The 21,853-nt window shown below is 52.4% G+C and carries 27 protein-coding genes; 14 read left to right on the top strand and 13 right to left on the bottom strand.

Going from position 1 to position 21,853, the window contains the following annotated elements; translation table 11 throughout:
• Positions 1-139 precede the first annotated feature (139 nt).
• From arcB to mtgA, 3 genes are all read left to right on the top strand, one after another.
• Positions 140-2,476, top strand: coding sequence for an aerobic respiration two-component sensor histidine kinase ArcB (gene arcB / locus FDW92_RS02085; protein ID WP_042311303.1), 2,337 nt, complete (start codon positions 140-142; stop codon positions 2,474-2,476).
• A 229-nt stretch (positions 2,477-2,705) separates the two neighbouring features.
• Positions 2,706-3,359, top strand: a complete 654-nt coding sequence (gene elbB / locus FDW92_RS02090) for an isoprenoid biosynthesis glyoxalase ElbB (RefSeq protein WP_042311302.1) — start codon at positions 2,706-2,708, stop codon at positions 3,357-3,359.
• On the top strand, positions 3,356-4,075 hold the full coding sequence (mtgA, locus tag FDW92_RS02095; RefSeq protein WP_042311299.1) for a monofunctional biosynthetic peptidoglycan transglycosylase: 720 nt from the start codon (positions 3,356-3,358) through the stop codon (positions 4,073-4,075). The genes elbB and mtgA overlap by 4 nt, the downstream gene beginning before the upstream one ends.
• A gap of 66 nt (positions 4,076-4,141) precedes the next feature.
• On the opposite strand, the gene npr is transcribed toward mtgA, so the two are convergent.
• From npr to FDW92_RS02150, 11 genes are all read right to left on the bottom strand, one after another.
• Positions 4,142-4,414: a PTS phosphocarrier protein NPr gene (npr, locus tag FDW92_RS02100; protein WP_003828770.1), complete on the bottom strand. Its 273-nt coding sequence runs from the start codon at positions 4,412-4,414 to the stop codon at positions 4,142-4,144.
• Positions 4,411-5,265, bottom strand: coding sequence for an RNase adapter RapZ (gene rapZ / locus FDW92_RS02105; protein ID WP_003025085.1), 855 nt, complete (start codon positions 5,263-5,265; stop codon positions 4,411-4,413). The genes npr and rapZ overlap by 4 nt, the downstream gene beginning before the upstream one ends.
• 45 nt (positions 5,266-5,310) lie before the next feature.
• Positions 5,311-5,802, bottom strand: a complete 492-nt coding sequence (ptsN, locus tag FDW92_RS02110; RefSeq protein WP_042311297.1) for a PTS IIA-like nitrogen regulatory protein PtsN — start codon at positions 5,800-5,802, stop codon at positions 5,311-5,313.
• 83 nt (positions 5,803-5,885) lie between these two features.
• Positions 5,886-6,173: a ribosome hibernation promoting factor gene (gene hpf, locus FDW92_RS02115; RefSeq protein WP_038634275.1), complete on the bottom strand. Its 288-nt coding sequence runs from the start codon at positions 6,171-6,173 to the stop codon at positions 5,886-5,888.
• Positions 6,174-6,195: 22 nt separating this feature from the next.
• On the bottom strand, positions 6,196-7,629 hold the full coding sequence (rpoN, locus tag FDW92_RS02120; RefSeq protein ID WP_038634272.1) for an RNA polymerase factor sigma-54: 1,434 nt from the start codon (positions 7,627-7,629) through the stop codon (positions 6,196-6,198).
• Between the two features lie 46 nt (positions 7,630-7,675).
• Complete coding sequence (gene lptB / locus FDW92_RS02125) at positions 7,676-8,401, bottom strand: LPS export ABC transporter ATP-binding protein (protein ID WP_003025073.1); 726 nt, start codon at positions 8,399-8,401, stop codon at positions 7,676-7,678.
• A gap of 6 nt (positions 8,402-8,407) precedes the next feature.
• Positions 8,408-8,956, bottom strand: coding sequence for a lipopolysaccharide ABC transporter substrate-binding protein LptA (lptA, locus tag FDW92_RS02130; protein ID WP_042311295.1), 549 nt, complete (start codon positions 8,954-8,956; stop codon positions 8,408-8,410).
• On the bottom strand, positions 8,925-9,500 hold the full coding sequence (lptC, locus tag FDW92_RS02135) for an LPS export ABC transporter periplasmic protein LptC (protein WP_042311293.1): 576 nt from the start codon (positions 9,498-9,500) through the stop codon (positions 8,925-8,927). Before lptC ends, lptA begins: the two co-directional genes overlap by 32 nt.
• Positions 9,497-10,063 (bottom strand): 3-deoxy-manno-octulosonate-8-phosphatase KdsC, encoded by a 567-nt coding sequence (gene kdsC / locus FDW92_RS02140; protein ID WP_042311291.1) that lies wholly within the window; start codon positions 10,061-10,063, stop codon positions 9,497-9,499. The genes lptC and kdsC overlap by 4 nt, the downstream gene beginning before the upstream one ends.
• 20 nt (positions 10,064-10,083) lie before the next feature.
• Complete coding sequence (gene kdsD, locus FDW92_RS02145) at positions 10,084-11,070, bottom strand: arabinose-5-phosphate isomerase KdsD (protein ID WP_038634261.1); 987 nt, start codon at positions 11,068-11,070, stop codon at positions 10,084-10,086.
• A gap of 13 nt (positions 11,071-11,083) precedes the next feature.
• Positions 11,084-12,061: a calcium/sodium antiporter gene (locus FDW92_RS02150; protein WP_042311289.1), complete on the bottom strand. Its 978-nt coding sequence runs from the start codon at positions 12,059-12,061 to the stop codon at positions 11,084-11,086.
• A gap of 215 nt (positions 12,062-12,276) precedes the next feature.
• Between FDW92_RS02150 and mlaF the strand changes: the two genes are divergently transcribed.
• From mlaF to murA, 7 genes are all read left to right on the top strand, one after another.
• Complete coding sequence (gene mlaF, locus FDW92_RS02155) at positions 12,277-13,089, top strand: phospholipid ABC transporter ATP-binding protein MlaF (protein ID WP_003828749.1); 813 nt, start codon at positions 12,277-12,279, stop codon at positions 13,087-13,089.
• Between the two features lie 7 nt (positions 13,090-13,096).
• Positions 13,097-13,879, top strand: a complete 783-nt coding sequence (mlaE, locus tag FDW92_RS02160) for a lipid asymmetry maintenance ABC transporter permease subunit MlaE (protein ID WP_042311287.1) — start codon at positions 13,097-13,099, stop codon at positions 13,877-13,879.
• Positions 13,880-13,883: 4 nt separating this feature from the next.
• Positions 13,884-14,441: an outer membrane lipid asymmetry maintenance protein MlaD gene (gene mlaD, locus FDW92_RS02165; protein ID WP_038642894.1), complete on the top strand. Its 558-nt coding sequence runs from the start codon at positions 13,884-13,886 to the stop codon at positions 14,439-14,441.
• A gap of 18 nt (positions 14,442-14,459) precedes the next feature.
• Positions 14,460-15,095, top strand: a complete 636-nt coding sequence (gene mlaC / locus FDW92_RS02170) for a phospholipid-binding protein MlaC (RefSeq protein ID WP_038634253.1) — start codon at positions 14,460-14,462, stop codon at positions 15,093-15,095.
• Entirely contained in the window at positions 15,095-15,388 is a 294-nt protein-coding gene (mlaB, locus tag FDW92_RS02175) for a lipid asymmetry maintenance protein MlaB (protein ID WP_042311286.1), read from the top strand. The genes mlaC and mlaB overlap by 1 nt, the downstream gene beginning before the upstream one ends.
• A 169-nt stretch (positions 15,389-15,557) precedes the next feature.
• Complete coding sequence (gene ibaG / locus FDW92_RS02180) at positions 15,558-15,812, top strand: BolA family iron metabolism protein IbaG (RefSeq protein WP_032940719.1); 255 nt, start codon at positions 15,558-15,560, stop codon at positions 15,810-15,812.
• 53 nt (positions 15,813-15,865) lie between these two features.
• A complete protein-coding gene (gene murA / locus FDW92_RS02185; protein ID WP_006687871.1) occupies positions 15,866-17,125 on the top strand; it encodes a UDP-N-acetylglucosamine 1-carboxyvinyltransferase in 1,260 nt (419 codons plus the stop codon).
• 56 nt (positions 17,126-17,181) lie between these two features.
• On the opposite strand, the gene sfsB is transcribed toward murA, so the two are convergent.
• Together sfsB and ispB are read right to left on the bottom strand one after the other, a co-directional pair.
• Positions 17,182-17,466 (bottom strand): DNA-binding transcriptional regulator SfsB, encoded by a 285-nt coding sequence (gene sfsB / locus FDW92_RS02190; protein ID WP_042311284.1) that lies wholly within the window; start codon positions 17,464-17,466, stop codon positions 17,182-17,184.
• A gap of 224 nt (positions 17,467-17,690) precedes the next feature.
• Positions 17,691-18,662, bottom strand: coding sequence for an octaprenyl diphosphate synthase (ispB, locus tag FDW92_RS02195; RefSeq protein ID WP_003025033.1), 972 nt, complete (start codon positions 18,660-18,662; stop codon positions 17,691-17,693).
• A gap of 258 nt (positions 18,663-18,920) precedes the next feature.
• Here ispB and rplU point away from each other — a divergent pair, with 258 nt between their 5' ends.
• The 4 genes from rplU to cgtA all read left to right on the top strand — a co-directional run bounded on the left by rplU (position 18,921) and on the right by cgtA (position 21,790).
• A complete protein-coding gene (gene rplU, locus FDW92_RS02200; protein WP_003025032.1) occupies positions 18,921-19,232 on the top strand; it encodes a 50S ribosomal protein L21 in 312 nt (103 codons plus the stop codon).
• Between the two features lie 19 nt (positions 19,233-19,251).
• Entirely contained in the window at positions 19,252-19,509 is a 258-nt protein-coding gene (gene rpmA / locus FDW92_RS02205; RefSeq protein WP_003025030.1) for a 50S ribosomal protein L27, read from the top strand.
• A gap of 127 nt (positions 19,510-19,636) precedes the next feature.
• Positions 19,637-20,602: a DMT family transporter gene (locus FDW92_RS02210; protein WP_006687874.1), complete on the top strand. Its 966-nt coding sequence runs from the start codon at positions 19,637-19,639 to the stop codon at positions 20,600-20,602.
• Between the two features lie 15 nt (positions 20,603-20,617).
• Entirely contained in the window at positions 20,618-21,790 is a 1,173-nt protein-coding gene (gene cgtA, locus FDW92_RS02215) for an Obg family GTPase CgtA (protein ID WP_038634240.1), read from the top strand.
• The last annotated feature ends 63 nt before the right edge of the window (positions 21,791-21,853 follow it).

A 21,853-nucleotide genomic window follows, 5' to 3' on the forward strand; every position in this document is an offset into this window, starting at 1 on the left:
GCCGGATGGCGGCTATGCCTTATCCGGCCTACCGCCTACCCAGTCATTTCACCGATAACCTCCGCATTTCTTGCACAATCTTCAACGTCACGCTGAGAATTGAGTATTATTGTGCCAAGTTGTCGTGAAGGAACCCTCTATGAAGCAAATTCGTATGCTGGCGCAATATTATGTCGACCTGATGATGAAGTTGGGTCTGGTGCGCTTTTCGCTGCTATTAGCGCTGGCTTTGGTGGTGTTGGCAATTGTGGTGCAAATGGCTGTCACCATGGTGCTGCATGGCCAGGTAGAAAGCATTGATGTCATCCGCTCTATCTTTTTTGGTCTGTTAATTACCCCCTGGGCCGTCTATTTTTTGTCAGTGGTGGTGGAGCAACTGGAGGAGTCCCGGCAGCGTCTGTCACGACTGGTGCAAAAGCTGGAAGAGATGCGCGAGCGCGATCTCAAGCTCAATGTGCAGTTGAAAGATAATATTGCCCAGCTCAATCAGGAAATTGTTGAGCGTGAAAAAGCCGAAGCGGAGCGCCAGGAAACGTTTGAACAGCTGAAGGTCGAAATCAAAGAGCGCGAAGAGGCGCAGATTCAGCTTGAGCAACAGTCTTCATTTTTACGCTCTTTCCTTGATGCCTCGCCGGATCTGGTCTTTTATCGTAATGAAGATAAAGAATTTTCCGGCTGTAACCGCGCCATGGAGCTGCTGACCGGCAAGAGTGAAAAGCAACTGGTGAATTTAAAACCGGCTGACGTTTACTCCCCTGAGGCGGCGGAAAAAGTTATTGAGACCGACGAGAAGGTGTTTCGTCATAACGTCTCGCTCACTTATGAACAGTGGCTGGACTACCCGGATGGACGCAAAGCCTGCTTTGAAATTCGTAAAGTGCCTTACTACGACCGCGTCGGTAAACGACATGGTCTGATGGGCTTTGGTCGCGATATTACTGAACGTAAGCGTTATCAGGACGCGCTTGAACGCGCCAGCCGCGATAAGACCACGTTTATTTCCACCATCAGTCATGAGCTGCGTACCCCGCTGAACGGCATTGTTGGCTTAAGCCGGATCCTGCTGGATACGGATTTGACCGCCGAGCAGGAAAAATACCTGAAAACTATCCATGTCTCTGCCGTGACGTTGGGCAATATTTTCAACGATATTATCGATATGGATAAGATGGAGCGGCGTAAAGTCCAACTTGATAACCAGCCGATCGATTTCACCAGCTTTATGGCGGATCTGGAAAACCTCTCTGGCCTGCAGGCACAGCAAAAAGGGTTGCGGTTTGTGCTTGAGCCAACGCTACCGTTGCCGCATAAAGTGATTACCGACGGCACGCGTTTGCGCCAGATTCTGTGGAATCTGATCAGCAACGCCGTGAAGTTCACCCAGCAGGGGCAGGTGACCGTGCGGGCGCGCTATGACCAGGGGAATATGCTGCATTTCGAGGTAGAAGATTCCGGGATCGGTATTCCGCAGGATGAGCAGGATAAAATCTTCGCCATGTATTATCAGGTGAAGGACAGTAACGGCGGCAAACCGGCAACGGGAACCGGGATTGGCCTGGCCGTATCAAAGCGTCTGGCGAAAAATATGGGTGGCGATATTACGGTCTCCAGCCAGGCTGGTAAAGGCTCTGTCTTTACGCTGACCGTGCATGCGCCGGCGGTAGCGGAAGAGATTGAAGACGCTTTTGAAGATGATGACATGCCGCTGCCCGCCCTGAATGTACTGCTGGTGGAAGACATTGAACTGAATGTCATTGTCGCGCGCTCAGTGCTGGAAAAACTGGGTAATAGCGTGGATGTCGCCATGACCGGGAAAGCCGCGCTGGAAATGTTCACGCCGGGTGAATATGACCTGGTATTACTGGATATTCAGCTACCGGATATGACCGGGCTGGATATCTCCCGCGAGTTGACGCAAAAATACTCGCGTGAAGACTTGCCGCCGCTGGTGGCCCTTACCGCCAACGTTCTGAAAGATAAAAAAGAGTATCTGGAGGCGGGAATGGACGACGTGCTGAGTAAGCCTCTGTCAGTCCCGGCTTTAACCGCCATGATCAAAAAATACTGGGATACCCGAAACAAAGAGGAGAGCACTGTGACATCTGAAGAGAGCAGTAAATCGCAAGCGCTGTTAGATATTCCTATGTTGGAACAATACCTCGAGCTGGTGGGTCCGAAGTTAATTACCGACGGGCTGGCGGTGTTTGAGAAAATGATGCCGGGATATTTGAGCGTGCTGGAATCCAATCTGACTGCACGTGATAAAAAAGGCGTGGTTGAGGAAGGTCATAAAATTAAAGGTGCGGCAGGTTCGGTGGGGCTGCGTCATCTGCAACAGTTAGGTCAGCAAATCCAGTCGCCAGATCTTCCAGCCTGGGAAGATAACGTTGCTGAATGGATTGAAGAGATGAAGCAGGAGTGGCAGCACGACGTGGCGGTACTAAAAGCCTGGGTGGCGAGCGTGGAAAAAAAATGACCCCGGCTTGACCGGGGTGCGCGAATACTGCGCCAACACCAGGGAAATCGTGGCTGCGCCGTAAATTATTGTCATTGTGTACAAAGGCGCAGCCCTATTTTTCAGGCCGCACGCAGTTAAGATAGCAAATCTTAAATAATTTGTTACATGAATCAGTTAAATGTGTGAAGCGTAGCATTTAAATCATAATAACTAATATGTTTCAGCCAGTTGAGAAAGGAGTATCACGATGAAAAAAGTGGGAGTCGTGCTCAGCGGATGCGGTGTGTATGACGGTGCAGAGATCCATGAAACCGTACTCACGCTGCTGGCCATTGCCCGCAACGGCGCGCAGGCCGTCTGCTTCGCACCGGATAAACAACAAGCTGATGTGATTAATCATCTGACCGGCGAACCGATGCCGGAAACACGTAATGTCCTGATTGAAGCCGCTCGCATCACTCGCGGCGAGATTCGCCCGCTTGCTCAAGCGGTCTCAACGGAACTGGATGCGTTGATCGTGCCGGGTGGTTTTGGCGCCGCCAAAAACCTGAGTAATTTTGCCAGCCAGGGCAGCGAATGCCGGGTTGACAGCGATTTAGCCGCGCTGGCAGTTGCCATGCATCAGATGGGTAAGCCGCTGGGATTTATGTGCATTGCGCCCGCCATGTTACCCAAAATTTTTGATTTTCCGCTGCGTCTGACCATTGGCACTGATATCGATACGGCAGAGGTACTGGAAGAGATGGGCGCAGAACATGTGCCTTGTCCGGTTGACGACATTGTCGTTGATGAAGACAACAAAATCGTCACCACGCCCGCCTATATGCTGGCGCAGGATATCGCTCAGGCCGCGAGTGGCATCGATAAACTGGTCTCGCGTGTGCTGGTGCTGGCGGAATGAGAAAAGGCGTTACCGCTTTTCTGCGGCGCATCTTTCTACGGGCGGTGATCGTCCTCGCCGTATTCTGGGGCGGGGGCATCGCCCTTTTCAGCGTGATGCCGGTACCGTTCTCGGCGGTGATGGTCGAACGGCAACTGGGCGCATGGTTGTCTGGTGATTTCGGGTATGTGGCGCATTCGGACTGGGTGAGTATGGATGAGATCTCACCGTGGATGGGACTAGCGGTGATTGCCGCCGAGGACCAGAAGTTCCCTGACCATTGGGGATTCGATGTCTCTGCCATCGAGAAAGCGCTGGCGCATAATGAACGTAATGAAAACCGTATTCGTGGGGCGTCAACGTTATCGCAACAGACGGCAAAAAACCTCTTTCTGTGGGATGGGCGTAGCTGGGTGCGTAAGGGCCTTGAAGCCGGGTTAACGCTGGGGATGGAAACGGTCTGGAGTAAGAAACGTATTCTGACCGTCTATCTGAACGTTGCGGAGTTTGGCGATGGCGTCTTCGGTGTGGAGGCGGCAGCGCAACGGTATTTTCATAAGCCTGCCAGTCGCCTGAGTCTGTCTGAAGCGGCTTTGCTGGCGGCTGTGCTGCCTAACCCGATTCGCTTTAAGGCGAGTGCGCCGTCAGGTTATGTGCGCAGCCGTCAAGCGTGGATTATGCGGCAAATGCGCCAGTTAGGCGGTGAGTCGTTTATGCGGGAAAATAAGCTGTATTAGCGGAGTTATTGCCGGATGCGGCGTAAACGCCTTATCCGGCCTACTGGCTACGTTCTATGCTCTCGATCAATCTTCATCGAACCCTGAATTAAACAGGGCGATCACCGCTGCCAGGGCTTCAACTTCCTGTGGACCTGTAGCTTCAACTTCTATCTGACGCCCCTTCGCAGAATCCAGCATCAGCAGCGCGATAACGCTGTTCGCCTCGGCTTCCGTTCCTTCATCATTACGCAGCAAAACTTCTGCTTCGAAACCCTGCATCAATTCAAAAAGTTTCATTGCTGGCCGGGCATGCATGCCCAGCTTATTGGTGATTTCAACGGTTTGCTTCACGGTCATGATTTACGTTTTTCCAGCGTACGATGGCGTGACTGCACGTTTTTACCGCGTGAGCGGAAGTAGTCTGCCAGCTGCTCTGCAATATACACCGAACGGTGTTTCCCGCCGGTACAGCCGATGGCTACGGTGAGGTAGCTGCGGTTGTTGGTCTCCAGCATGGGTAACCATAGCTCAAGATAGCTGCGGGTCTGGTAGATAAAATTGTGTACTTCTGTGTGCCTGTCGAGGAAGGCGGCGACGGGACGGTCAAGACCAGTCATCGGGCGCAGCTTCGGATCCCAGTGTGGGTTGGGCAGGAAGCGCACGTCAAAGACGTAGTCCGCGTCAATCGGGATACCGTGTTTGAAACCAAAGGATTCGAATACCATCGTCAATTCGCGTTCGCGTTTGCCCAGCAGTCGGGTACGCAACATTTCCGCCAGTTCGTGTACGGACATTTCGGAGGTATCAACAATCAGGTCTGCGCGGGAACGCAGCGGCTCCAGCAAATCGCTTTCTTTATCGATAGCGCTTTCCAGCGATAAGTTTTTGCTGGAGAGGGGGTGCAAACGACGTGTGTCGCTGTAGCGGCGAATCAGTGTGTTACGGTCAGCATCAAGGAATAGCAGCTGCGGTGAGAAGCCTTCGGGCAGATTGTTCATTGCCTGCTCAAAAATCTCCGGGGATTCCGGCATGTTACGCACGTCAATGCTGACAGCCGCAGAAATCTGGCGATCGGCCAGTGTACGAGCCAGATCGGGCAACAGCACTACGGGAAGGTTATCCACGCAGTAAAAACCCATATCTTCCAGCGCACGCAGGGCGACGGATTTGCCTGACCCTGAACGACCGCTGACGATCATCAGTACCATGTACTGTTTCTCCTCACAACGACAAAAAAGGATGCCATTGGGTTGTTATGCTTCATCCTGTCCACCTTCGGTGTCCGTGATGATTTGATACAACTCCTGGTCACTCTGTGCGGCGCGCAGGCGACGGCAGATGGTTTTATCTGCCAGACGTTTGGCGACCAGCGACAATGTATGCAAATGTGTCTTGGTTTGGTCTGCCGGGACCAGCAGGGCGAAAAGCAGATCGACGGGTTGATTATCAATGGCGTCGAAGGCGATGGGCGTTTCGAGTTGCACAAACACACCAACCGCGCGCATCGTGTCTTCTTCCAGCTTGCCATGCGGGATGGCAATACCGTTACCGATGCCGGTACTGCCCATTTTTTCACGCGTCAGAATGGCTTCAAATACCACCTGAGAGGGCAGGCTGAGCTGTTTTGCCGCCAGTTCACTGATGATTTCCAGTGCGCGTTTCTTGCTTTGGCAGTGAACGGCCGCACGCGTACATTCCTGGTTAAGAACATTGCTCAGTTGTAGAGTCGTATCGTTATTTATCATAATTTCACCTAAGCGCTAACCGTACAAATGGCCCGTTGTGCTGCACAACAGGCCGTCCTGCACCCGCTAACTGCCCGGACAAGTTAGTGCTGTTTCAGTTTATCTTTATGTTTTGTTAACTGCCGAGCCAGTTTATCAATTAAACCGTCAATGGCGGCGTACATATCCTGACCTTCCGCGCTGGCATGAATTTCGCCACCGTTTACATGCAGTGTTGCATCCGAGATATGTGTAACCTTCTCCACTTTCAACACAATATAGACCTGATTAATCCGATCGAAATATTGTTCAAGCTTGGCGAACTTGGTATTAACAAACTCGCGCAGAGCTTCCGTGATTTCGACGTTGTTTCCAGTGATGTTGAGCTGCATAGTGTCTTCCTTATCGGTTGGGTCATACCAGCTGTTTGCGCTGGTTAGACGGCGGAATGGATAAAGACTCTCGGTACTTCGCAACGGTGCGGCGTGCCACCATGATACCCTGATCCGACAGCATAGAGGTTAACTTGCTGTCACTCAGCGGTTTCGCGGGGTTCTCCGCAGCAATTAATTTCTTCACCAGTGCGCGGATAGCTGTGGATGAGGCTTCGCCCCCGCCTTCAGTGTTAACGTGACTGGAAAAGAAATACTTCAGTTCAAATATGCCGCGCGGACTGTGCAGATACTTTTGCGTGGTCACTCGGGAAATGGTCGATTCGTGCATCTCGACGGCCTGGGCGATATCCGCCAGCACCATCGGTTTCATAAATTCTTCGCCTTGCTCAAAGAAGGCTTGCTGCTGTTCAACGATACAGCGACTGACGCGCAGCAGCGTATCATTGCGGCTTTCCAGACTCTTAATCAGCCACTTTGCATCCTGCAAATTACTACGAATAAACTGGCTGTCAGCATCGTTGCGCGCGCTATTGCACATCGCGGCGTAGTGCTGGTTAATCTGCAGGCGTGGAATGCTGTCGCCGTTGAGTTCGACCACCCAGCGATCGTTATGCTTACGCACCAGCACATCCGGGATGACGTATTCCGGCTCGCCGGTCTGGATCGACTGTCCTGGGCGGGGATCGAGCGACTGGATGAGGTTGACGGCTTCTTTCAGCACGTCTTCTTTCAGTCGGGTTACGCGCATCAGCGAGCGAAAGTCATGGTTGGCTAACAAATCGAGGTGATCGCTGATGATCAGACGCGCTTCTTCCAGCCATGGCGTGGACTTATCAAATTGCGAAAGTTGGATCAGTAAGCAGTCACGCAGATCTTTGGCTGCCACGCCAACGGGATCAAAGCGCTGAACGCGTTTAAGCACGGCTTCGATTTCATCCATACCGACGTCATCATCGCCCATGCTTTCGAGAATATCGTCCAGGGTCACGGTGAGATAACCGGTTTCGTCAACCGCATCAACAATCGATGTCGCAATGGCGCGATCGGTATCCGAGAACGGGGTCAGCTCCACTTGCCACATCAGGTAATCCTGCAGCGATTGCGTGGTCTCACCCTGATAAACAGGCAGTTCGTCGTCAATGTAATCTCCGCTGGTGCCTGAAGGCGTACCGGCGGTGTAAATTTCATCCCAACTGGCGTCAAGCGGCAATTCCTCTGGCATCTCTTTTTGTTCGAGCGCATCTGCGGTATCGAGGGATTCGCTGTCCTGTTTTTCCTGGGTATCAATTTCGTCGTGAAGATCGGTTTGCTCGAGCAGTGGGTTACTTTCCAGCGCTTGCTGAAGTTCTTGCTGAAGTTCCAGCGTGGACAACTGCAACAGACGGATCGCCTGTTGTAGCTGAGGCGTCATCGCCAGTTGTTGGCTAAGCCTGAGTTGCAAACCTTGCTTCATGTTCAGAGTTGTTTTCTCCTGCGGTGACGTGAAGTCTTCTACCCTATCAGAGTCTGAAGTCTTCCCCAAGGTATACGCGCTTAACGTGCTCATCCTGCAGTATTTCTGTCGGCGTGCCGTGGGCGATCAGGTGTCCCTGGCTCACGATATAGGCGCGCTCACACACTGCCAGCGTTTCGCGGACGTTATGGTCGGTAATCAACACCCCAAGCCCGCTGTCGCGCAGGTGTTCGATGATCCGTTTGATATCGATAACGGAAATCGGGTCAACGCCGGCAAACGGTTCATCAAGCAGGATAAATTTCGGATTCGCGGCCAGCGCGCGGGCGATTTCCACACGGCGTCGTTCACCACCGGAGAGCGATTGGCCCATGCTGTCACGCAGATGTTCGATATGGAATTCTTCCATCAGCTCATTGGCGCGATCTTCCCGCTGCTCACTGGTGAGATCGTCACGAATTTGCAGTACCGCCATCAGGTTATCAAACACGCTCAGGCGACGGAAAATCGACGCTTCCTGCGGCAGGTAGCCGATGCCGCGACGCGCGCGCGCATGCAGTGGCAGCAGACTAATATCTTCGTCATCAATGATAATGTTGCCCGCATCGCGCGGGACAATGCCGACCACCATGTAAAAGGTCGTTGTCTTACCCGCACCGTTAGGACCGAGCAGACCGACGATCTCCCCGGAGTTGACGGTCAGACTGACATCTTCCACCACACGGCGCCCCTTATAGGCCTTTGCAAGGTTCTTTGCAGTTAATGTTGCCATAACGAATCAGTTACCTTTTTTCTCTGCCGGAGCCTTGTTTTTGTCCTGCAACTGCGATGGAACCAGAACGGTGGTGACGCGTTTGCCTTTATCGCTGAAGGCCTGCATTTTCTGCTCTTTTACCAGATAGGTGATCTTATCGCCTGTGATGTTGCTATCAAGCTGTTCCAGGTAAGCCTTACCGGTGAGAACGACGAAGTCTTTCGCCAGTTCATAGTGCATGTGTGAGGCGCGGCCTTTCACTGGCTTACCGTTGTCCTGCATCTGGTAAAACGTGGCCGGATCACCGTAACCATCAATCACTTCTTTACCGTCTTCACCGCCCGGGCGGGTCACAACGACTTTATCGGCGTTAATTTTGATGGTGCCCTGGGTCACAATCACGTTGCCAGTAAACGTCACCACGTTGCCCTGCATATCCAGGGACTGCTGGTCCGACTCAATGTGAATCGGCTGCTCGGTATCGCCGGTGACGGCAAATGCCGGAATGCTGGCGGCCAGAAGTGAGCTGGCAAGCACAAGATTAAGGCTGAGTTTGTTTGTTTTGGATTTCATATGAGGTTCTAACCTTTTCAATCAGCTCGGCGTTCTTGTTGCGTAAGTTGCCGCGCATCTTCAGTCCGCTGGAGTTAAATGTTGTGCCATATAACGTGACAAGATCATCAGAAGTGACGTCTTGAGTCACCAGGTTAACCTGTGCGTTATCGGTCGTAATTCTGCGTAGTTGAGAGTCAGGCACCAGGGCGTTAACTTCAACATGGCCGTACAGATACAGCATCCGATCGTTGGTCAATTTGGCTTTATCGGCCTTGATTGACCAGGTCGGTACTTTATCCTTATCAAACGTGGTTAATACCGGTTGAGTAAACCACGAAACCGCTTGTTCTGAATAATATTCAACGTGTTGGGCGATCAAGTGATAGCTCAGCGCGCCTTCCGGACTATACACGACGGTATCGGTATGTTCGCTTTTATAGGTTGGCTCGTTGTTATTGACGGCGACCTGAGTGGCGTCGTCTTTGTCAGCCAGATTAATACCAATCATCACAAGGACAGCCAGCGACAGTAGAATGATAACCCAACGTCTGGTTTTGCTCATATCGATTGCCCTTTGGCCTCGTCCAGTTTGCCCTGCGCCAGGAGTAATAAATCGCAGACTTCACGTACAGCGCCGCGTCCACCGTTGATACGGGTGACGTAGTCGGCACGTGGAATCAGCAATGGATGGGCATCCGCCACCGCTACGCTTAATCCCACTTTTGCCATCACTGGCCAGTCAATCAGGTCATCGCCAACATAGGCCACATTTTCCGGCGCGATCGCCAGTTTTCCAAGCAGATCGTCAAAGGCGATCAGTTTGTCTGACTGCCCCTGATACAGATGCGTGATCCCCAATGTGGCACAGCGATCTTCTACAAGTTTAGCCTTTCGTCCGGTAATAATAGCAACCTCAATACCGGAAGTGAGCGCACAGCGGATTCCGTAGCCATCGCGGACGTTAAAAGCCTTCAGCTCTTCACCGTTGTTGCCCATATAAATCAGACCATCAGACAGTACGCCATCCACATCCAGGATCAGCAAACGGATGTTCTCTGCCCGGGTGATAACGTCAGCGCTGACGGGTCCATAACAGGTCGCAAGCGACGCACCTGCTTTACTCATTTTCTTTATCCTTGAGTTTCTTACACTACACCTGCACGCAGCAGATCATGCATATGTAACACACCGAGTAACTGGTCGCCATCAGCAACCATTACCGAAGTGATATGGCGGGACTGCATTAAGTTCAGAGCATCAACGGCAAGAATGCCCGGACGCACGCGAATGCCTCCAGGGGTCATCACATCGGCAATGCCTAACTGGCGTACATCTACACCCATATCAAAGACGCGACGTAAATCGCCATCTGTGAAAATACCGTCAATCTTCATTGCATCATCGCAAATGACGGTCATGCCGAGATTTTTACGTGTGATCTCAAGTAAGGCGTCACGCAGGCTGGCGCTTTTATTCACATGCGGGATTTCATCACCCGTATGCATAATATCGTTAACGCGCAGCAAAAGCTTACGGCCCAGTGCGCCACCCGGATGCGATAACGCAAAATCTTCCGCGGTGAAGCCACGCGCTTTTAATAATGCCACGGCAAGAGCATCACCCATCACCAGCGTTGCAGTGGTGCTACTGGTCGGCGCCAGGCCTAATGGGCAAGCTTCCTTGGGCACTTTAACACACAGATGCACATCTGCCGCACGCGCCATGCTGCTTTCCGGACGACCGGTCATGCAGATAAGCGGGACATGAAGGCGTTTTAATACCGGTATTAACGCCGCTATCTCATTGGATTCACCGGAGTTAGAGATGGCAATAACCACATCCTGCGGCGAGACCATACCCAGATCGCCATGCGCGGCTTCGCCAGGGTGTACGAAAAATGAGGGGGTGCCGGTGCTGGCAAATGTGGCCGCCATCTTCCGTCCGATATGTCCGGATTTCCCCATCCCCATCACCACCACTTTTCCCGGGCAGCTGAATATTTTTTCACAAGCGAGGGTAAAGTTTTGATTAATGTACTGATCAAGCTCCGCCAGGCCTTCACGTTCAATTGCCAGGACTTCCTTGCCTGCTTGCTGAAAGTCAAAACCCGGTTGCAACTCTAAGTGCGACATAATGCGTTTCCAGTTATCCAACGAGAAGTGGCGATAACCAATACAGCATCGCCAGCCATATGATAAAACCGCCGGTCAGCAGCGCACCCGCGCCTCGACCAATCTGGCGCGGACGTCGCCAGCAGAGTAGTGCAAAAATTACGCTCACCAGCAGCATGACGCTATAGTCACGGATGAAGGCCATCGGGTTGACTTCACCCGGCGTAATCAGCGCCGGCAGTCCGAGGACGATAACAATATTAAAAATGTTCGCGCCGATGATGTTGCCAACGGCGATGTCGTTTTCGCCTTTACGCAGACCCGCAATGGCCGTTGCCAGCTCTGGCAGGCTGGTACCAATAGCGACTACCGTCAGCCCGATGGTGAGTTCGCTCATGGCGAAATAGTTCGCCAGTACAGTGGCATTGTCCACCACCATCCGTGTTGCCATTGGCATAATAATCAGCGCAATGCCCAGCCACAAAAACGCGACCGGTAATCCGCCTTCGCGCGGAAGCTCCGCTATCTGCTCCCGGGTCAGCGTGTCATTGCCTTGTCGCTCAGCCAGACGAGCGATTTTAACAATGAATAGCAGCCATAGCACGGCCAGAAGCAGGAGAAAGAAACCGTCACTACGACTCAACTGGCCGTCATACAGGACGGATGCGGCTAAAAGACTTACCAGCAACATTAGCGGTAATTCACGACGCAGAACATCAGAATGCACGGTAAAAGGATGAATCAGCGCCGACAGACCTAAAATAAGCAGAATGTTGGTAATGTTAGAGCCGATAGCGGTACCCACGGCCAGATCGAGTTGCCCATTTATTGATGCAGCCACAGAGACAATGATCTCGGGTAACGACGTCCCTACGCTGACGACGGTCATCCCAATAATAATGGGGGGGATACCGAAATTTCGACATAAGATGGATGCGGCAAATACCAGACGGTCGGCACCGTAGACCACCAGAAGTAAACCAATTATTAACAGCGCCGTCGCTAAAAGCATCTAAAGTCCTTTCTTCAGGTATACTCGCCGGTCCACTTGAAGGATCTTCTGGAAGCCGTAACGAAGTCTTAATTTTGACTTTATGCGGCTAAAAAGTAAAACAAATGCCAGCTTTCGCTAACCAGGACAGGCAATAATCTGTAAATATGTTGGGTTCAGGGCTAAATTGAGCGCCAAACTCTTCGATCAACGAGGCAATAGTAAAGGATGAATCAATGGGGCAGTCTGTGGCGAATCTAGTCGATATGCGCGATGTCAGCTTTTCCCGAGGCGACCGCTGCATCTTTGATAATATTTCCCTGACGGTACCGCGCGGTAAGGTGACGGCGATCATGGGGCCATCAGGCATCGGCAAAACGACGCTGTTGCGTCTGATTGGCGGACAGATCCCTCCGGATAAGGGCGAGATCCTGTTTGACGGCGAAAACGTTCCGGCTATGTCCCGTTCGCGTTTATTTACCGTACGTAAGCGCATGAGCATGCTGTTTCAGTCTGGTGCGCTGTTTACCGACATGAACGTGTTTGACAACGTCGCGTATCCGCTACGCGAGCATACAACGTTGCCGGCGCCATTGCTGAAGAGCACGGTGATGATGAAGCTTGAGGCCGTTGGTCTGCGGGGCGCGGCAAAATTAATGCCTTCTGAATTATCCGGTGGGATGGCACGCCGCGCCGCGTTAGCACGCGCCATCGCGCTGGAACCTGACCTCATTATGTTTGACGAACCGTTCGTCGGCCAGGACCCCATTACTATGGGCGTGCTGGTGAAACTGATTTCGGAACTGAACAGTGCGCTGGGCGTCACCTGTGTGGTGGTGTCCCATGATGTGCCTGAGGTGCTGAGTATTGCAGATTACGCCTATATTATGGCGGACAAAAAAATAGTGGCCTACGGTAGTGCTCAGGCTCTGCAAGAAAATGCCGACCCGCGCGTACGTCAGTTCCTTGACGGTATTGCTGATGGGCCGGTTCCGTTCCGTTACCCGGCGGGCGACTACCACATCGATTTACTCAAAACAGGGAGTTAAGCCACCCATGTTGTTAAATGCGCTGGCATCACTCGGACATCGAGGGATTAAAACCCTCAGGACGTTCGGGCGAGCCGGATTAATGTTGTTCAATGCGCTTGTCGGCAAGCCGGAGTTTCGCAAACATGCGCCGTTGCTGATACGCCAGCTCTATAATGTCGGTGTCTTATCGATGCTGATCATTATTGTTTCTGGTGTGTTTATCGGTATGGTGCTGGGGTTGCAGGGATACCTGGTTCTGACAACCTACAGCGCGGAAACCAGCCTTGGCATGCTGGTGGCGCTGTCATTGTTACGTGAGCTGGGGCCGGTTGTTGCGGCGCTACTGTTTGCCGGGCGCGCCGGATCGGCCTTAACCGCAGAGATTGGCCTGATGCGGGCAACCGAACAGCTCTCCAGTCTGGAAATGATGGCCGTCGATCCACTGCGTCGGGTGATCTCTCCGCGTTTTTGGGCTGGTGTCATTTCATTACCGCTGTTGACAGTTATTTTTGTCGCGGTAGGGATCTGGGGCGGTTCGCTGGTTGGCGTAAGCTGGAAAGGTATTGATGCAGGCTTTTTCTGGTCGGCGATGCAAAATGCCGTCGACTGGCGTCTGGACCTGGTCAACTGTCTGATTAAAAGCGTGGTGTTCGCCATTACGGTCACCTGGATTGCATTGTTCAATGGTTATGATGCGATCCCGACCTCAGCCGGCATTAGCCGGGCAACGACACGCACCGTTGTGCACGCCTCTCTCGCCGTTCTGGGGCTGGATTTTGTGCTCACCGCACTGATGTTTGGGAATTGAGTTCATGCAAACGAAAAAAAATGAAATTTGGGTCGGGTTATTTCTGCTGATTGCGCTGCTGGCTGCGCTGTTTGTCTGCCTGAAAGCAGCGAATGTTACCTCAATGCGTACTGAGCCGACTTACACGATTTATGCGACCTTTGATAATATTGGCGGCCTGAAAGAACGCTCTCCGGTGCGGATTGGCGGGGTGGTAGTTGGACGCGTATCGGATATCTCGCTGGATCCGAAAACGTACCTGCCGCGCGTGACGTTGGAAATCGAATCGCGTTTTAACCATATTCCTGACACCAGCTCCCTGAGCATCCGTACTTCCGGCCTGCTGGGAGAGCAGTATCTGGCATTGAACGTCGGTTTTGAAGATCCTGAGCTGGGAACGTCTATCCTCAAAGATGGCGGTACGATTCAGGACACGAAATCCGCGATGGTGCTGGAAGACATGATTGGTCAGTTCCTTTACAACAGCAACAGTAAAGGTGATGACAATAAGAATTCTGGCGATGCGCCAGCCGCAACTGAAGGCAATAATGAAGCCACTACGCCTGCGGGCGCAACGAAATAATCTCAGGAGAATCGACGTATGTTTAAACGATTGATGATGGTGGCTATGCTGATCATTGCCCCCCTTAGCGCGGCAACCGCGGCGGATCAGACTAACCCGTACAAGTTGATGAATGAGGCGGCGCAGAAGACCTTTGACCGCCTGAAGAACGAGCAACCTAAAATCCGCGCAAACCCGGATTACCTGCGCGATGTTGTCGATCAGGAATTGTTGCCATACGTACAGGTTAAATACGCCGGTGCGCTGGTCCTGGGCCGCTACTACAAAGAAGCGACCCCGGCACAGCGTGACGCCTATTTCGCCGCCTTTCGTGAATACCTGAAGCAGGCTTACGGTCAGGCGTTGGCAATGTACCACGGTCAGACCTACCAGATTGCCCCTGAGCAGCCGCTGGGTGATGCGACCATCGTGCCTATCCGCGTGACTATTATCGATCCGAATGGCCGTCCTCCGGTTCGTCTGGATTTCCAGTGGCGTAAAAACTCGCAAACCGGTAACTGGCAGGCGTATGACATGATCGCCGAAGGCGTAAGTATGATCACCACCAAACAGAATGAGTGGAGCGATCTGCTGCGTACCAAAGGTATCGATGGCCTGACGGCACAGCTGAAATCTATTTCTCAGCAGAAAATTACCCTGGAAGAGAAAAAATAATGACGCAGTCACTCACCTGGATGCGTGAAGCTGACAAGCTGGTGCTGGTGGGAGAGCTGGATCAGGACGTGTTAAATCCATTATGGGATGCACGAGTTGAGGCGATGCAAGGGGTAACTTGCATCGACCTGAACCAGGTTTCCCGGGTGGATACCGGTGGTCTGGCGTTACTGCTGCACTTGATCGATCAGGGCAAGCAGCAGGGGAACAGCGTTTCGCTCGCTGGCGTTAACGATAAAGTTTACACGCTGGCGCAGCTTTACAATCTGCCCGACGACGTCCTTCCGCGTTAATTTTTTCAGGCTGGATAAGGCCTTGTGCCTACATTCAGCACCCCCATCACAGGGGATCTGCCACCAAAGCCTTGTCTGATTTATCAGCGAGGCTTTTTGCTTATTTATGACAGCGCCACTTTGCTCTAAGATGTTGGGCTGTTTTCACTATCTGACGAATGAAGAGCCCATGGAAAATAATGAAATTCAGAGCGTGCTGATGAATGCACTCTCCCTCCAGGAAGTCCACGTTTCTGGCGACGGCAGTCACTTTCAGGTTATTGCCGTGGGTGAGATGTTTGAAGGCATGAGCCGGGTCAAGAAGCAGCAATCGGTCTATGGCCCGTTGATGGAATACATTGCGGACAATCGCATTCATGCTTTGTCGATTAAAGCGTTTACCCCAGCGGAATGGGCGCGTGATCGCAAACTTAACGGTTTTTGAGCTACGGGTGATGTGCCGGTAGCGAAGATAAATTCTTAACAGAGAACAGAATAATGGATAAATTTCGTGTTCAGGGGCCAACGAAGCTCCAGGGCGAAGTCACAATTTCAGGCGCTAAAAACGCTGCACTGCCGATCCTTTTTGCGGCGCTGCTGGCGGAAGAACCTGTAGAGATCCAAAACGTCCCGAAACTGAAGGACGTTGACACCTCCATGAAGCTACTGAGCCAGTTGGGGGCGAAAGTTGAGCGTAATGGTTCCGTGCACATTGATGCGCGTGACGTTAACGTCTTCTGTGCACCGTATGATCTGGTAAAAACCATGCGTGCGTCTATCTGGGCGCTCGGACCGTTGGTTGCTCGTTTTGGCCAGGGTCAGGTTTCACTGCCGGGTGGTTGCACCATTGGCGCGCGTCCGGTTGACCTGCACATTACCGGTCTGGAGCAGTTAGGCGCGACGATCAAGCTGGAAGAAGGCTATGTGAAGGCGTCCGTTGATGGTCGCCTGAAAGGCGCGCACATCGTCATGGATAAAGTGAGCGTCGGTGCGACGGTCACTATTATGTGTGCGGCAACACTTGCTGAAGGCACCACCATCATCGAAAACGCTGCGCGCGAGCCAGAGATCGTCGATACCGCGAACTTCCTGATTACGCTGGGCGCGAAGATCACTGGCCAGGGCACCGATCGTATTACCATCGAAGGCGTTGAACGTCTCGGCGGTGGTGTTTATCGCGTTCTGCCAGACCGTATTGAAACCGGTACTTTCCTGGTGGCGGCGGCGATTTCTCGCGGCAAAATTATCTGCCGCAATGCACAGCCGGACACGCTGGATGCCGTCCTGGCGAAGCTGCGTGATGCGGGTGCGGATATCGAAGTCGGCGACGACTGGATAAGCCTCGACATGCACGGCAAGCGTCCGAAGGCGGTCAATGTGCGCACTGCGCCGCACCCGGCGTTCCCGACCGATATGCAGGCCCAGTTCACGCTGCTGAACCTGGTGGCAGAAGGGACGGGCTTCATCACGGAAACCGTGTTTGAGAACCGCTTCATGCACGTGCCTGAGCTGAGCCGTATGGGCGCTCACGCGGAAATTGAAAGCAACACCGTGATTTGCCACGGCGTGGAAACGCTCTCTGGCGCACAGGTGATGGCGACCGATCTGCGTGCGTCAGCAAGCCTGGTGTTGGCGGGTTGTATTGCTGAAGGTACGACGGTGGTCGACCGTATTTATCACATCGATCGCGGCTATGAGCGCATCGAAGATAAACTGCGCGCGCTGGGCGCAAACATTGAGCGTGTGAAAGGCGAGTAATCATCAACGCCTATTGTAACCCCCAGGTCTTTGGGCCGGGGGTTACTGCTTAATGTTCATTCAGGATTCTTTTTCCCTCTCGGTCCCCTCATCATCCGTGTTCTGTCGATGAATTCATGCGTTTTCGCATCGTGATAGCGTGACGGCCAAATCACCCAAGGGTCAGTTCCCAGTGCCTGGGCGATAATCAACTCACCTTTTGGCCATGGTCGTGTTAACGCATTTGCCAGCGTTGATGAACTCAATCCATTTTTACGTGACTCAGCGGCCATTGAGGTCCCTTTTTTGCGCAGCCCGGCGATGATGTCGGCCGGATGCCAGTCAATCAGCTTGCTTTCCATAAATTCATCTCTCCTTGGGTTAATGACTTACGGTTCCACGATCGGTTGTGGTGACACTATAACTCCCAAAGAACAAATGTTCTAAAATGTTCATGTAAAGTGTGTGTATATTCGGAATATACCAAGATTGTGCGTAACACAGTGGGAAGTGGAAAAGATTTATCAGAATTTATAAGAACATCCCGTGCGGGGCACGGGATGATGGGGGATTGAGGGCAGGGGAATTAGCGGTCGCGCTGTACGGCGATATGCGCCAGACCAATCAGCGCTTCTCTCCATGGCGTATCAGGCAACACCTGCAACGCGGCGATGGCTTTATCGGCCTCTTCTTCCGCCCGCTGTCGGGTCCACTCCAGTGAGCCACAGGCGTTCATCGCTTCCAGAACCGGCTCCAGAAGGTGACGACCGTTACCTTGCTCAATGGCCTGGCGGATCATCTGCGCTTGTTCTGGAGTGCCGTGGCGCATGGCATGCAGCAGCGGTAGCGTCGGTTTACCTTCGTTAAGGTCATCGCCGACGTTTTTACCCAGTTGCTCGCCATCTGCGCTGTAATCCAGCAAATCGTCAATTAACTGAAACGCAGTCCCGAGATAACGGCCATAATCCTGCAACCCTTTCTCTTGTTCTTCGCTGCAGCCAGCCAGAATACCTGAGCATTGGGCTGCGGCTTCAAACAAACGCGCCGTCTTGCTGTAGATGACGCGCATATAGTTTTCTTCGGTGATGTCCGGGTCGTTGACGTTCATCAACTGCAGAACTTCACCTTCTGCGATGACGTTGACCGCTTTCGACATAACTTCCAGTACTTTCAGCGAGCCGAGGCTGGTCATCATCTGAAATGCGCGGGTATAGATAAAATCGCCGACCAGCACGCTGGCCGCATTACCAAACGCCGCATTTGCTGTGGCTTTTCCGCGTCGCATATCAGACTCATCCACAACATCGTCATGCAGCAGGGTCGCGGTGTGGATAAACTCGATGAGAGCCGCAATCGTAACGTGCGCATTTTCCTGGTAACCAACGGCACGTGCTGCAAGTACTGCGATCATTGGGCGAATGCGTTTTCCGCCGCCGCTCACGATGTAGTACCCTAACTGATTGATCAACTGGACGTCGGAATTGAGCTGTTCAAGGATTGTCGCATTGACCCCCGCCATATCTTGCGCGGTTAACTCATTGATTTTTTCTAAATTCATCGCAAAAGCCGGGCTTCTCGCCCCGATTACCTCACTGTATGGCGAGGTAACGTCGGGTTCAGGGTTATAAATATATGCTGATTGTACTGAAAAAACGCCGTAGATAAACGTTACCGTACGTGTTGTGTTTTTTTTCTTCATGTATTGACGGTAGCACTTGTCAAAGGCTCGCGTTTTGCGTAATATTCGCGCCCTATTGTGAATATTTATAGCGCACTCTGAATCATCAAAAAGGTGTGCGCGGAAGCGGAGTTTTTTATGTACGCGGTTTTCCAAAGTGGTGGTAAACAACACCGAGTAAGCGAAGGTCAGACCGTTCGCCTGGAAAAGCTGGACATCGCAACTGGCGAATCTGTTGAATTCGCTGAAGTTCTGATGATCGCAAACGGTGAAGAAGTCAAAATCGGCGTTCCTTTCGTTGATGGCGGCGTTATCAAAGCTGAAGTTGTTGCTCACGGTCGTGGCGAGAAAGTTAAAATCGTTAAGTTTCGTCGTCGTAAACACTACCGTAAGCAGCAGGGCCATCGTCAGTGGTTCACTGATGTGAAAATCACTGGCATCAGCGCTTAAGTTAAGGGGAGCAGATTAAATGGCACATAAAAAGGCTGGCGGCTCGACTCGTAACGGTCGCGATTCAGAAGCTAAACGTCTGGGCGTAAAACGCTTCGGCGGTGAAACAGTTCTGGCTGGTAGCATCATCGTTCGTCAACGTGGTACTAAATTCCACGCTGGCTCCAACGTTGGTTGCGGCAAAGACCACACTTTGTTTGCTAAAGCAGACGGTAAAGTGAAATTTGAAGTGAAAGGCCCGAAAAACCGTAAATTCATCAGCATCGTTGCTGAATAAGTTTTTCGCGTCCCGGTAACGGATAAAAGCCCCGCAACACGTTGCGGGGCTTTTTACATTCGACGGCCGGTAAATATGCTCGTCGCGCCGTGATAAACCGGAAACGAGCCCTTGCAGGGAATACGGCATGAAGCAGCAGGCAGGCATTGGTATTCTGTTAGCACTCACGACTGCAATATGTTGGGGCGCTTTGCCAATAGCAATGAAGCAAGTGCTGGAGGTGATGGAGCCTCCTACCGTGGTGTTCTACCGTTTTTTAATGGCAAGTATTGGCCTTGGCGCTATCCTTGCGGTTAAAAAAAAGCTCCCCCCTTTGCGCATTTTTCGCAAAGCGCGTTGGTTGGTGCTGTTGGCAATAGCCACCGGTGGACTGTTCGGTAACTTCATTCTGTTTAGTTCATCTTTGCAATACTTGAGCCCAACGGCCTCGCAGGTTATCGGTCAACTGTCACCGGTTGGTATGATGATCGCCAGCGTCTTTATCCTGAAAGAAAAGATGCGCGGCACGCAGGTGATTGGCGCCATTATGCTTCTGAGCGGCCTGGTTCTGTTTTTTAATACCAGTCTGATCGAAATTTTTACCCGACTCACCGATTACACCTGGGGCGTTATCTTTGGTGTCGGTGCGGCGATGGTTTGGGTGAGCTATGGGGTCGCGCAAAAGGTGTTATTGCGTCGTCTGGCGTCACCGCAGATCCTGTTTTTATTGTACACTTTATGTACGATAGCGTTGTTGCCGCTGGCTAAGCCCGGCGTCATCACGCAGCTCAGCGACTGGCAGCTGGCCTGCCTGGTATTCTGTGGCCTGAATACGCTGGTGGGATACGGCGCTCTCGCGGAAGCGATGGCGCGTTGGCAGGCTGCACAGGTAAGCGCCATTATTACGCTTACCCCGCTGTTTACGTTGTTATTTTCAGATTTATTATCACTGGCCTGGCCCGATTTCTTCGCCAGACCGATGCTAAACCTTTTAGGTTATCTCGGTGCGTTTATCGTGGTTGCGGGCGCGATGTATTCCGCCATTGGTCATCGAATTTGGGGCGGTTTACGTAAGCATGAAACGGTGGTTTCGCAACCCCGCTCAGGCGAATGATTTACGGAGAGTAAAATGAAGTTTGTTGATGAAGCATCGATTCTGGTCGTTGCAGGTGATGGCGGTAATGGTTGCGTGAGCTTCCGCCGTGAAAAATATATTCCAAAAGGCGGCCCGGACGGCGGTGATGGCGGTGATGGCGGCGACGTATGGATGGAAGCCGACGAAAACCTGAACACGCTGATCGATTACCGTTTTGAAAAATCTTTCCGTGCGGAACGTGGTCAGAATGGCGCGAGCCGCGATTGCACAGGTAAACGCGGTAAAGACGTTACGATTAAAGTGCCTGTCGGTACGCGCGTTATCGATCAGGGCACCGGCGAAACCATGGGCGACATGACGAAACATGGTCAGCGTCTGATGGTCGCTAAAGGCGGCTGGCACGGCCTGGGTAACACCCGTTTCAAATCCTCGGTCAACCGTACTCCGCGTCAGAAAACGATGGGGACACCGGGTGATAAGCGCGATCTGTTGCTGGAACTGATGCTGCTGGCGGATGTCGGTATGCTGGGTATGCCAAATGCCGGTAAATCGACGTTTATCCGTGCGGTATCCGCGGCGAAGCCGAAAGTTGCCGATTATCCGTTCACCACCCTGGTACCAAGCCTGGGCGTGGTACGTATGGATAACGAAAAGAGCTTCGTCGTGGCTGACATTCCGGGGCTGATTGAAGGCGCGGCTGAAGGCGCGGGCCTCGGTATTCGCTTCCTGAAACACCTGGAACGTTGCCGCGTGCTGCTGCACCTCATCGATATCGATCCAATTGATGGCTCCGATCCGGTAGAAAACGCCCGTATCATTATTGGCGAACTGGAAAAATACAGTCAGGATCTGGCGTCTAAACCTCGCTGGTTAGTGTTCAACAAAATTGATTTGCTGGACAAGGCCGAAGCGGAAGAGAAAGCGAAAGCGATCGCTGAAGCGCTGGGCTGGGAAGGTAAATATTACCTGATCTCCGCCGCCAGCCAGTTGGGCGTGAAGGATCTGTGCTGGGATGTGATGACCTTTATCATTGAGAACCCGATTGTTCAGGCTGAAGAAGCAAAACAGCCAGAGAAAGTTGAGTTCATGTGGGATGATTATCACCGCCAGCAGCTCGCTGAAGTCGAAGACGAAGCGGAAGATGACTGGGATGACGATTGGGACGAAGACGACGAAGAAGGCGTTGAGTTCATCTACAAACGTTAATCTCGTAACCGGATGGCGCTTACGCTTATCCGGCCTACAAAAGCCAACGGGCCGCATTTGCGG

Source organism: Citrobacter sp. wls706 (assembly GCF_005281305.1).
GTDB classification, from domain to species: domain Bacteria; phylum Pseudomonadota; class Gammaproteobacteria; order Enterobacterales; family Enterobacteriaceae; genus Citrobacter; species Citrobacter werkmanii.